The 11,567-nt window shown below is 61.5% G+C and carries 11 protein-coding genes; 6 read left to right on the top strand and 5 right to left on the bottom strand.

Annotated features, from left to right (window positions below; all coding sequences use genetic code 11):
* Positions 1 to 5: 5 nt before the first annotated feature.
* Positions 6 to 941 (bottom strand): dihydrodipicolinate synthase family protein, encoded by a 936-nt coding sequence (locus AM590_RS07475; RefSeq protein WP_058826920.1) that lies wholly within the window; start codon positions 939 to 941, stop codon positions 6 to 8.
* Between the two features lie 136 nt (positions 942 to 1,077).
* Positions 1,078 to 2,328 (bottom strand): ABC transporter substrate-binding protein, encoded by a 1,251-nt coding sequence (locus AM590_RS07470; protein ID WP_253244417.1) that lies wholly within the window; start codon positions 2,326 to 2,328, stop codon positions 1,078 to 1,080.
* A 282-nt stretch (positions 2,329 to 2,610) separates the two neighbouring features.
* On the opposite strand from AM590_RS07470, the gene AM590_RS07465 reads away from it, so the two are divergent.
* Together AM590_RS07465 and pdxA are read left to right on the top strand one after the other, a co-directional pair.
* Entirely contained in the window at positions 2,611 to 3,849 is a 1,239-nt protein-coding gene (locus AM590_RS07465) for a four-carbon acid sugar kinase family protein (RefSeq protein ID WP_058826919.1), read from the top strand.
* Positions 3,849 to 4,856: a 4-hydroxythreonine-4-phosphate dehydrogenase PdxA gene (gene pdxA / locus AM590_RS07460; RefSeq protein ID WP_058826918.1), complete on the top strand. Its 1,008-nt coding sequence runs from the start codon at positions 3,849 to 3,851 to the stop codon at positions 4,854 to 4,856. The genes AM590_RS07465 and pdxA overlap by 1 nt, the downstream gene beginning before the upstream one ends.
* Before the next feature lie 69 nt (positions 4,857 to 4,925).
* Here pdxA and AM590_RS07455 read toward each other — a convergent pair whose 3' ends face one another.
* From AM590_RS07455 to AM590_RS07445, 3 genes are all read right to left on the bottom strand, one after another.
* Positions 4,926 to 5,690: an IclR family transcriptional regulator gene (locus AM590_RS07455; RefSeq protein WP_004041993.1), complete on the bottom strand. Its 765-nt coding sequence runs from the start codon at positions 5,688 to 5,690 to the stop codon at positions 4,926 to 4,928.
* Between the two features lie 720 nt (positions 5,691 to 6,410).
* Positions 6,411 to 7,871, bottom strand: a complete 1,461-nt coding sequence (locus AM590_RS07450) for an FGGY family carbohydrate kinase (RefSeq protein ID WP_058826917.1) — start codon at positions 7,869 to 7,871, stop codon at positions 6,411 to 6,413.
* A 346-nt stretch (positions 7,872 to 8,217) separates the two neighbouring features.
* The gene (locus AM590_RS07445) at positions 8,218 to 8,979 is read right to left on the bottom strand and encodes an IclR family transcriptional regulator (protein WP_058826974.1); all 762 of its coding nucleotides are present in this window, start codon (positions 8,977 to 8,979) and stop codon (positions 8,218 to 8,220) included.
* A gap of 213 nt (positions 8,980 to 9,192) precedes the next feature.
* Here AM590_RS07445 and AM590_RS07440 point away from each other — a divergent pair, with 213 nt between their 5' ends.
* The 4 genes from AM590_RS07440 to AM590_RS07425 all read left to right on the top strand — a co-directional run bounded on the left by AM590_RS07440 (position 9,193) and on the right by AM590_RS07425 (position 11,540).
* Positions 9,193 to 9,618, top strand: coding sequence for a secondary thiamine-phosphate synthase enzyme YjbQ (locus AM590_RS07440; protein ID WP_058826916.1), 426 nt, complete (start codon positions 9,193 to 9,195; stop codon positions 9,616 to 9,618).
* A gap of 5 nt (positions 9,619 to 9,623) precedes the next feature.
* Positions 9,624 to 10,400, top strand: coding sequence for a class I fructose-bisphosphate aldolase (locus AM590_RS07435; protein WP_058826915.1), 777 nt, complete (start codon positions 9,624 to 9,626; stop codon positions 10,398 to 10,400).
* Positions 10,401 to 10,428: 28 nt separating this feature from the next.
* Entirely contained in the window at positions 10,429 to 11,106 is a 678-nt protein-coding gene (locus tag AM590_RS07430) for a triose-phosphate isomerase (RefSeq protein ID WP_058826914.1), read from the top strand.
* Between the two features lie 137 nt (positions 11,107 to 11,243).
* Complete coding sequence (locus tag AM590_RS07425) at positions 11,244 to 11,540, top strand: PTS sugar transporter subunit IIB (protein ID WP_007275964.1); 297 nt, start codon at positions 11,244 to 11,246, stop codon at positions 11,538 to 11,540.
* Positions 11,541 to 11,567: the final 27 nt, after the last annotated feature.

Raw genomic sequence — 11,567 nt, 5'->3', positions numbered from 1 at the left:
CCGTCCTAATCGTCGGCGTGGACGATTTCTCTCGTTCCTCGGTCGTGCATCTGTGAGACTGCGTCCTCAATGGCCGCGCGCTTCTCGTCACCGTCTTCGACTCCGTCGAAGGGATGGAAGAGACAGCCCGCATCGCGTCCGAGCACGTCGATCGCCGTTTTCTCGCCAGCGGGGAAGTTCGATTCGTAGTTCTCCATCGCGGCGCGGATGAGCGGGACGAGCGCGAAATGAAGGTCTCGGGCACGGTCGTAATCGCCACGTTGTGTGGCTTCCCAGATTTGGACGGAGATGCGTGGACAGACACTACTGATACCCACGATCCCGCCGTTGACACCCAATGTGTACGTTGGGAACTGGCCGATGCTCATCCCGCCGAGCACGAAGCCGTCATCGCCGATGGCTCGGAGATAGTGCGTCAGATTGCCGAGCGTGCTGCTGACTTTGATGCCGACGACTTCCGGGATGTCCCGGACGAGGTCACCGACGAGTTCCGCGTCGAGGTCGAGCAACGACATGACGTCGTAGATGACGATTGGTAACTCGGAAACGTCCGCAATTGCGCGGTAGTAGTCGCGGATCGAGTCGTTGTCGGCCATGTGCGAGCCGACGTACCCCGTCGGTGGCATCGCCATGATGAAGTCCGCACCCGCGTCACGAGCCAGTTCCGCTTTTACGGTGGCCTCGCGCGTCTGTCGTGCGATGACTCCCGCGACCACGGGAACGTCGCCGTCCACTTCGTCGACCGCGACGTCGTAGAGTTGCTTGAGTTGGTCGTCGGTCATTCGCATCCCTTCGCCGGTGCTTCCGCCGACGACGACGCCTGAGACGCCAGCACCGAGATGGTAGCGAATCTCATCTCTGAACGCGTCTTCGTCCAACTGACCGTCGGCGTCGAGCGGGGTGATAAGCGGTGGATTTACGCCGTGTAGTTCGTGTTTCATCTGTTTGTTGAGGTCGTATGTGAGTCGATGTGTGGATTCGAGTGTACTTGGAGGCTGGTCTGCTGGTCTCTGGTTACGGGTTCCTCGACAGGGTGAGGTGAGCGTGCCTGTGGCCGATGTGTCTACGCATGTATTCTCATGGCCCCTTCGCCTGGTTCAGCGACTCGCGAGCCTTCGCTGCGACTTGGTCGACTGCCTTGCCTGGGTCCATGTCCTCGCTGATCACGAGTGAGATGGCAGTCGAGCCCGGCCGAGTCGTGAAGATGGAATCGACGTACGGGTTCGGCGGACTCGTCTCGTGTGCCGGTGGAATCGCGTCGGTCACCGACTTCCACGCCTCGATATCCGCGTCGGTGTAGGAGTCCGGAAGCTTCTCGCGCATGTCGATCTCCTCTTTCTGTTTCGGGTACAGCGGCGCGTTCTGAATGTTGATGTAGCGCTCGTAGTACTCCGGCTGGAAGATGAACTGATCGAGGAACGTCTTGGCCATGTCCGTGTTCGACCCCTGGAACGAGCAGATGGACTTGATGACGCCGAAGAACTTCCCCGGTCCGTCCGGCCCCGGGATCGGAGCGGCGCGAATATGCTCGTGGAAGTCACGCTCGCGTTCGATGGACTGAATCTTCGGCCGCGCACCACCGTACGTCGTATGCGCCGACGACTCAGTATGAAGTGCGTTGATCCGCTCTTCGCAGCCGATGTCCGAACCGGGGCCGGTGTAGGGCTGGAGCTGCTTGCGGAATTCGAGCATTTCGATCCAGCGCTCGCGGTTCTCTCCTTGGTCGATCGAGACCACAACCTCACCGTCATCGTTTCGAGTCGCCATGTTCGCACCGTTACTTCGGAGGAAACACTGAGCGACGAGTTCGCTACAGTAGTGCGTCGACCACGGAAGCAGCGTCGCGTCGGTCACCTCGTCCGAACCACTGGCTTCCTCCATCCAGCCAACCATGTTCTCCCAGGAGTCTGGTTTCGACTCGGCGATGTCCTCTCGGTACCACTGCAGGTACGGAATCGCGAAGAAGGGAATCGTGTAGTGTTCGCCGTCGCGTTCGAGGAACGACCGCTCGTGGGGCATGCCTAATCGGTCCGTGACCGTCTCGACTAAGTCGGTCATCGGAGCGAGCGTCCCTTGGTTCTGGAGTTGCGTCGATTGCGTCACCGATGTCGGGAACAGCTCCGGCGGGTTGCCGGACTGAATAAGCTGAATGATACGCTCTTGAATGCTCTGTCCCTCTGCGCCGCATTCGAGGGTGACGGACGCGCCCGTCTTGTTTTCGAACTCGGCGAACGCGTCTTCCCAGACGCGCTTGAACACGTCCGAACACTCGTCGGTGACAACGCGCATCTCGCGCCCGCTGTAGTCAGGCCAGCCGTTTTCGTTCACGGTCCCCGTGGTGGTTCCGTCGCCGGATCCCGAACCCGAGCCTGAGCCCGAGCCGTCTCCCCCACCACCGCCAACGCAGCCTGCAAGCCCTGCGACTGCTGAGCCCCCCACGGCCTTGAGGACGGTTCGGCGTCTCGTAGCGGTCCTATCACTGTCTCGGCATTCGTTCGATGCCATGGAATTACGCTTCTTGACTGTAATGTAAATACATTTCTAATCCTTGTTGACATTTATCATGGCACGGCCGAACATTCATAGGCTGGCAACCAAGACTCAGACGGTATGACCGAGTTGAACGCAGTTGTTATTGCAGACGATATCACCGGAGCGAACGACACCGGGAGCCAGTTCGCCAGCCGTGGGTATCGGACGAACGTGGTGTTCGACCCAAGCGCACCGACGAGCTGCGACGTCCTCGTCGTCGATACGGAGACACGGGAAGCACCACCGGCAGCGGCGTACGAAACGGTTCGCGCCGCCGTGTCACAACACGACACCACGCTTCTGTACAACAAGCTCGACTCCACGCTCCGCGGGAACGTCACCGACGAACTGGCGGCGGTGCTCGACGCCGCGACGCCCGACATCCTGTTGCTTGCACCGGCGTTTCCCAGTAACGGGCGGACGACCGAAGACGGCGTCCAGTTGGTCGACGGTGACCCCGTGCTCGAGACGCTTACCGACTCAGAGAACCTGCCTGCAACGTCGTCGGTGGTCGAGCTGCTCTCATCGCTCGCGTATCCCGTCGAAACACTCCCGCTGGACGTCGTAACCAAGGGAACAGGACACGTCCGGTCGAAACTCGCCGAGATAGACCGCAACCGCGACGGGCCGGTAGTCGTCGTCGCCGACGCCACAACTCACACCCACCTTCGGTCGCTTGCCGACGCCGCCAGCCGACTCACAGCCACCGTCGCCTATGCGGGGAGTGGCGGACTCGCGGGGGCGTTGTCGCGTTCGACCGCAGTAAGTGGGGGCCAATCGGTCCTCGGCGTGGTCGGGAGCGTCAGCGAGACTTCGTTCGGGCAACTCGCGCGGGTTCCGGACCAAGCGATCGTTGCGCTGGACCCCGAGACGATGCTCGAGCGTCCAACGGAAGCGGCGTCCGAAGCTGTCGGCCCGGTTCTCGCCGCGCAGCGCGCTCACGGATTCGCCATCGTCACGTCGGCTCCGTCTTCTCGCGCCGTCGACGTAGTGACCCGGAACGCGGACGCGCTCGGACTCGACGAGCACGCCGTCAAAGATCGAATCGCGACGACGTTGCGTGCGACCGTCCGCGGAGTCCACGAGACACGGCCGTTGACCGGTCTGTTCACGACTGGTGGCTCGACGACCATCGCGGTACTCGACGAACTCGACGCGGAGTCACTCGAACTGACGGGAATCGAACTCGCCGACGGCATTCCACTCACCCGAATTCGCGGTGGAGCGGCCGACGAGACCCTCCTCGTGACCAAGGCGGGGTCGTTCGGTGACCCGACGACAATAGTTAATTGCCTCGACTTCATCGGTACGCCGTGATGACAGCAGTAGAGCGACCTCTCGTCGGCGTGACGATGGGTGACCCCGGTGGCATCGGAAGCGAAATAATCGTCGAAGCAGCACCCGAGGTGACCGAGGACGCAAGCCTCGTGGTCATCGGCGACGCGGACGTGATTCGGCACGCAGTCGACCAGTGTGATAGCGACCTGTCGGTCGAAGCGGTCGAGTCCGTCGCAGACGTTCGATCCGACCCATCGACGCTGTTCGTACTCGATCTCGACAACGTCGCGTCGCTGACCTACGGCGAAATCGACGAGGCGTACGGCCGCGCCTCGCTTGAGTACATCGAACGCGCGATCGAACTCGCCATCGCAGGCGACATCGACGCCATCGCGACGGCCCCGATTCACAAGCAAGCGACAGCCCAGGCGGGAAGCGAATTCGCGGGCCACACCGGGATGCTCGCGGCGTACACCGAGACAGATAACTATTCGATGATGCTTATCGAGGGGGGGCTTCGCGTCACGCACGTGAGCACACACGTCCCGCTTCGCGAGGCGTGCGACCTCGTGACAACCGAGAACGTCCTCGACACCATCGCTGTCACTAATCAGGGGTTACACGACCTGGGAATCGACGACCCGACGATCGCCGTCGCTGGCTTGAATCCTCACGCCGGCGAGGGGGGACTCCTCGGGACGGAAGACGACGACGCCATCGAACCGGCCGTCGAACAGGCCCGTGAGGCTGGTATCGACGCCGAAGGGCCCATTCCGCCGGACACCGTCTACGTCAAGGCAGCCGCTGGCGCGTACGACTGCGTCGTCTCGATGTACCACGACCAGGGACATATCCCGATCAAGATGCTCGGCTTCGACAGCACCGACACGGTCAGCGGCGTCAACATGACGGTCGGACTGCCGATCATCAGAACGAGTGTTGACCACGGGACGGCGTTCGATATTGCGGGACAGGGAATCGCCTCCGAGTCCAGTATGGTCGACGCGATTCGAACCGCCGCTCGCGTCGCCATCGAGCGAGCGTGACAGGTACATAGAACCCGTCAGGTGGACTCGGCGGAATTTCCAACCAGCGTGGAAATGGTGTCTCGTCGGTTATGCGTGTTCTATCTTGAGTTCGATGATGTTGGTTCCATTGAGAATCTTGTGTGAGAGTTCTTCTTCGACGCGGTCGTCCCGAAGTTTGTTCGAGGGGACGGTCACGCTGATCGCGCCAACGGGGTTTCCTTCGATGTCCTGAATCGGCGCGCCGACACAGCTGATTCCGACGTCTCCTTCGTCTCGCTCGATCGCGTACCCGCGCTCTCGGGTCGCTTCGAGTTCCTCGAAGAGCGCCTCACGCGTATGGATGGTGTTTTCGGTGACCGCTCGAAGCCCCCATTTGTCGACGATATCGTTCACCTCCTCGTCGGAGAAACACGAGAGGATGGCCCGCCCGAAAGCCGGTCGATGGAGGTACGAGTGCTTCCCAACGGGTGCGAGGTCGACAGCAGCGTTGTCGCCGCGTGCCATGAATATCACGACACCGCGGCCGTTCTCCTCAATCGCGAGATTGACCAGTTCGCCAGTCTCTTTGGCCAGGTCGTGGACGACCTTCCGTCCATGTCGGTAGACCGGAAGCCGTTCTCGAATCTTGCCCCCATAGTGGAGGAACTGAAGCGAGAGTCGGTACTTGCTCCCTTCCTTGACGACGTAGTCGTTCTCCCGAAGCGTCTGCAGGTGCACGTAGACGGTGCTCGTTGGAAGTCCAGTTCGCTCCGAGAGTTCCGTCACCCCTAGCGAGTCCTCCTCGACCAGTGCCTCGATGAGTTCGAGAGACCGTTCAACCGCCTCCAGCGTTCGTGGTTTGTTGGTTGCCATACGATAACACACCATTTCCAACCTGATTAAATATTTGGGTTCAGGACACGGTTCGGAACGGTCACTATTGCAGAAGCGAGGCCTGATCAAGAAAGCGTCTCTGTATCGGGTCGTTGCCCGTTTCATCAGCACCGTTTCGGATAGTGCTCATTGTCTCCATCCCGGGGGTAAGCGGTGTGTCGTAATCGCTCACGAGGAACCTCTTTCCAAACGGTCTCCTGCGTCGCGAGCGAGTGGATAGTTCGCTTGTCTTTCCCGTTATAATGCCACGATTACGAATAAAGGCAGTCGAAACGGACATTTCCACTTCAGTTGGAAACACTAGTCGGGTTGGCTCACGTGGTCCCCAGATATTCCCGGTAATACCCGTGCAAGCACGCGGTCTCGAGCGTTGTCTGGGTATCTCGGCGGCAAGCAAGCGACCAACGGGCACGTAACCCGTTGGGGAAGTCGCTGCTGGTTGGTTTCGCCGTGTGTTCGGTTCCATGCGTGTTGGAAACTGTTTTCACACCGAGTTCTCACGTGATTCGGTCAGCTGCGCGATGGACATTTTAGATTACAAGTGTATGCTTGTAACTCTCCCGAGGTTCATTTCACGAAACACGGGACGTGCTCGTAGTCTCGATCTCACCTTCGACGCGATCGTCTCGGTGCTCATGTCTGCGCCGTCGGTGTCGCCGGTTGTCGTACAGCCGGCAGGCAAAGCCGGTGCGTTCGGCGTCACTCCCGTTGATAGAACTCCGCGATGTCCCGCCATCGGTCGAAGTACGCCTCTTTTTGCGTATCGAAGTCTGCGCCGACCGATGGGTCCGGCTCGATAACGCCACGCTCTCGGAGGAGGTTTTCCGCTGCTGTTTCGACATCGCTGTAAATCGACGTGATGAGCGCGGGGGCCATGACCGCGCCGGCGGTCGTCCGCGGCTCCATCTCGACGACCGGACGGTCCCAGATCGACGCGCGGAGCGTGTTCCACCAGTCGTAGTTGCCGTCGAGCGTCGGCGTCCCGTCGTTGATGACGAGCACGCGGTCGATGTCGGTGTCGAAGTGTTCTTCGACCAGCGAGATGTAGGTCCACTCGGTCAGGATGATGCCGGTAATGAGCCCGCGCGCCAGTCGGCCGTGGACCTCCTCGGTCGACAGGGAGTTGTCGTAGTTGAGACCGAGGAGCGACCCCGCGACGTCGGCGTCGAAAAACGGGCTTCGGTTGCCCTTGAGGAACATTTCGTAGCCCTGTCCGCTCGGGACCTGTCGGGCGAGTTCGAGCCCGCGCTCCGGCGTACAGTTGAGGATGCGGTCGAAGAACCACCGAAGGAGGTTGCCGGTGTCGAACGACGCGCCGGGAAGATAGCCGTCGATGGGGTGACGGTGGTAGTACAGCGCCGGGTGCGGCGAGACGGATTCCGAGACGTACTTGACGACGCTCGACGCGCCGAAGGTGATGCTGAACTCCCCCGTTTTGACGCCGCCGTTCGCCAGCACCGACGCGTTGCCGTCGGTGAGCCCCTGAAAGAGTTTGATGCCCTCGAAGCCGGTCCGCTCGGCTAACTGACCGTCGGCGACGCCGATGAACGACCCCGGGGGTCGAATCGCCGGAAAGAGCGACCGAGGCAGGTCGAGCGTCTCGAACAGCGACTCGAACCACGTGGGAAGGGGCGTCGTCACGTCGGCACCGAACTTCAACGCGTTCGTCCAGTCGGTCTCGATGTCGTGCCACGGCGTCGACGCGTCGAACCGGAGCCGATACAACAGCCACGTCGTCGGACTGAGAATCCACTCCACCCGCTGGAACTTTTCGGGGTGTTCCGCGCGAAGCTTCAGAATCTTCGGCAGGGGACTGGTCGGAGAAAACGCGATGTTCTGGTTAATCGAGAGACTGGACAGGTCGAGGTCGCGGAGCTTCGATGCCTGTTCGGGCGCGGAATCGAAGTACATCTGCGGCGGGAACACCGGCTCGCCGTACTTATCGACGAGTACGGCCGTCCCCGACGTACTCGCAACCGAGCCGATACCGGTCTGTGGCAGCGCCGGTGCCGCTTCGTGGAGCGCTCGCTCCCACGCGAGCGTCGTCTGCTCGGCGACCGGCGCCTCACCGCCGGCGAGTCGTTCGCCGTCGGTGCTGTACACATCGACGTGCACGCTCGCAGTACCGAGATGAACGCCGACCAGTTGCGGGCTCTCCATACCACGGGGTCACGTAGGACGCAGTTAAATCCTTCCGAGGGTAGTAACCCGTCGAGCGCGCGAGCGCGCAGTGTGGCCGACTGACCGCAGCGGAGTTTATTTGATGAGTGTTAGCACACCATCTGGGCGAGAGCACGTTCAATTGACATACATTTCGATGACGCTGTCATTCCGAGAGTTGACACCGAAATATGAGAAATAAACGGACAAACACGAACTATCGTCGGCATTCTATCCATTCCGTATCTAAGAACAGTGGTTCACTCTGACTGAACCGCATCGTCGGGGCCGGTGGCGGCCTGCAAGCGTAGTCGGAACGGGCATTACAAAAATATACATGTAATCTCTAGTGGTTCGCGTGGAGTTCGATGACGTTGGCGGCGCTCTGGACGATGTCGGGAACCTCGTCGGTGAACCGTTCGTTATTCATGCGGCTGACGGGCTGCGAGACGCTGATTGCACCCAGGACGGTCCCGTCTTTTGCGATGATGGGTGCGCCAACGCACCGGAGCCCTCGGATGAGTTCCTCGTTGTCCACGGCGTAGCCCCGGTCACGGACCGTCGCCAACTGCTCGTCGAGTTCCGCTCTGTCGGTGATTGTCTGGTCGGTTTCCGCGGGAAGGCCGTGTTCGTCGATGATGTCGTCGACGCGCTCGGGAGGGAGGTGCGCCAGTATCGCCTTTCCGAGTCCGATAGCGTGGAGCGGCCGTCTGAGGCCGGGATAGATGTCTAAATCGACCGCTCGCTCACCCTGTTCGGAGGCGAGATAGACGCCCTGTCCGTACTCCTCGACCATCAGGTTCGCGAGTTCGCCGGTCTGGGACGCCAATCGGTGGACCTCGCGTTTCGCCACCTGATACAGCGAGTGGCGGTGCTGTACGTATCCCCCGAACTCGAGGAGTCGAAGACTCAGATCGTAATTGGTCCCGTCGCGGACGACGAACTTCTCGGCTTCGAGCGTACTGAGGTGGTTGTGGACGGTACTCTTGTTCATCCCGAGTTCCCGTGCGAGGAACGTGACGCTACTCGACCCGTGTTCTCGAAGCGCGTCGAGCACCCGAATCGTCTTCCGACTCGTCTCGACCCGGTGGGGCGTGTTCTCTGTCATGAGCGAGGTGTCGTCGAGGCAGCCGTAAATAGTTTGTTCCATTGAGTAGAACAGCCGTTCGACTCGGTGAGACAGCGGGACAGACCGTCGATACCGGTCGAGCGGCGGAGCAAGAAGCGTGGAACCGAGGTATTTGGTGTCTAAGGGCCGCTGTGCGGTGTTCGGAACACTGTCGGCAAAAACTATTTACGCTCACTCTCTGAGCTACGGTGTATGGAGATACAGACAGAGAGCTTCTCCATCGAGAGCCACAGCAGGTTCGAGATTCTGAGCGTCACTCCCGAGGTGGAAGCGACCATCGAGGACCTCGGCGTGACCGATGGGCTCGTGTACGTGTCGACGCCGCACACGTCTGCGGCGCTTTCGACCAACGAGTACGAAGAGAAGCTTCTCGACGACATGATTGATAAGTTCAAGGAGATTGCCCCCCCGGACGAGGGCTACTACCACGACCTCGACCACATCACCGCGGGCGAGCAGCCGAACGCTCACGCGCACCTCATCTCCGCGATGATCAAGCGTCCGGTCCTTCTCGTTCTTCGCGACGGGGAACTCGACCTCGGGACTTGGGAGGAGGTCATGTTCTTCGAACTGTGCGGCCCGCGCGAGCGAACGGTTACCACGACGATTCTACAATAACAGCCATGACGGACCAACGACTCGGACGATCGGTGACTGTTGCTATCGACCACGGCCTCCATTGGGGTTCCCTCGAAGGGTTCGAAGACCCCGCGGCGCTCCTCGACACGGTACTGGACGCCGGGCCCGACGGTATCCTGGCGAGCGTGCCCTTCCTGAAGCGCTTCGAGGACCGAATCAACGCCGCCGACGTGCACACTATCGGCACGCTCGACCTCCTGTACGACTCGACGATGCCGGGCGACATCGAGAACGCAGAGATCCACTCACAAGTGTTTAGCGTCGAAGACTGCGCCGAGGTCGCCGACGCCGCGAAGGTCGCGCTCGTCTTCGGCCGGGAGGACACCGACGTGCTGAAGGAGAACGCCGAGTTCGTCGCAGCCGCGGCCGAGGACTGCGACGACGCGGGGATTCCGCTTATCGTCGAGCCGACCCTCTGGGGCCAGCGCGTCGACGACGAGTTCGACACCGACTACCTCGTCAACGCCAACCGCCTGGGCTTCGAACTCGGCGCGGACATCCTGAAGACGCCGTATCCACCCACGGGCTTCGAGCGCATTGTGGACAACGCGCCGGTGCCGACGTACATCGCCGGTGGCCCCACCGTCGAGACGGACCGAGAGGTGCTGGAGATGGTCCACGGTGCCGTGGAGGCCGGCTCGGAGGGCGTGATGTTCGGCCGAAACGTCTGGCAGCGGGACGACCCCGCGGCCATCATCGACGCGCTCTCGGCCATCGTCCACGAGGGCGCGACCATCGAGGAGGCGGAGACGTTGCTATGACCCGCCGAACCACCTCCCGAACTCACTCATGAACCTTCCGTACCCCCACTTTCAGGTCAACTTCAAGGTGTACCCGGACACGAGCGGGGAGGACGCGCTCGCGTTCGCGCGGATGCTCGAAACGATAGAGGCGGAGACCGACGCGCGCTTCGTGTTGACGCCGCAACTGCCGGACATCCGGCTGATAACCGAACACACCGACCTCGCCATCACCGCGCCCGCGATGGATGCCGTCGAGCCCGGTCGCGGGATGGGGAAGATCCTCCCGGAGACCATCGCGGACGCGGGGGCCGACGGTGTCGTCATCAATCACGCGGAGAACCGCGACACCCTGTCCGACCTCGTGTGGAAAATCGAGCGCTGCCACGACCTCGGCCTCGACTCGGTCGTCTGTGTCGACAGCATCGAGATGGGTCGCGCAGTCGCTGAGTTCGACCCCGACTCGATGATATACGAGATGCCCGAAGACATCTCGTCGGACCGCGCGATCACGCAGACCCACCCCGATCGCGTTCGCGACTTCATGTCGATGGTCGAGGCGGAGAACCCGCGTACTCGTGTCCTCGTCGGCGGCGGCATCTCGACCGCCGAGGACGTCCGCCTCGCGTTCGAACAGGGCGGTCACGCGACCGGTGCCGCGTCGGCCGTATCGCTCGCGTCGGACCCGGAGTCGCTCCTCCGCGACATCGCCGCGAGTTTCCCCTGAGACGGTCGCCGACAGCGGGCCGCGCCGTCTCGCGCCGCGCCGTCTCGCGCCGCGCCGTCCCGCCCCATTCGGTGACTGCGGCGCGTCAGACCGGCGCAATCTTTTTAGTGGTCATCGATGATGTGCAATACACGACAATGACAGCGAAAAACATCCTCGTAGTGTGTGGCACATCGGTCGCGACGTCGACGGTCGTCAAGGAAGCGCTGAAAGAGAAGCTCCCCGCGCGGGGCCTCGACATCGGCACCATCGCCAAGGCGAAGGCGACGGAAGCTCCCGGCAAGGTCTCGTCGGGGAACTTCGACCTCATCGTCACCACGACGCAACTCAACCAAGACAAGTTCGACATCCCGGTCATCCACACGACGGCGTTCATGACCGGTATCGGTCAAGACGAAGTCCTCGACGACATCGCCGCGGCGCTCGAAGACTGATTGACACGTCGGCGACGCGGATTTTTC

Source organism: Haloferax sp. Q22 (assembly GCF_001482285.1).
Classification (GTDB): domain Archaea; phylum Halobacteriota; class Halobacteria; order Halobacteriales; family Haloferacaceae; genus Haloferax.
Note: the sequence above shows the minus strand (reverse complement) of the source record. Positions and strands in the feature narration are given on the sequence as shown.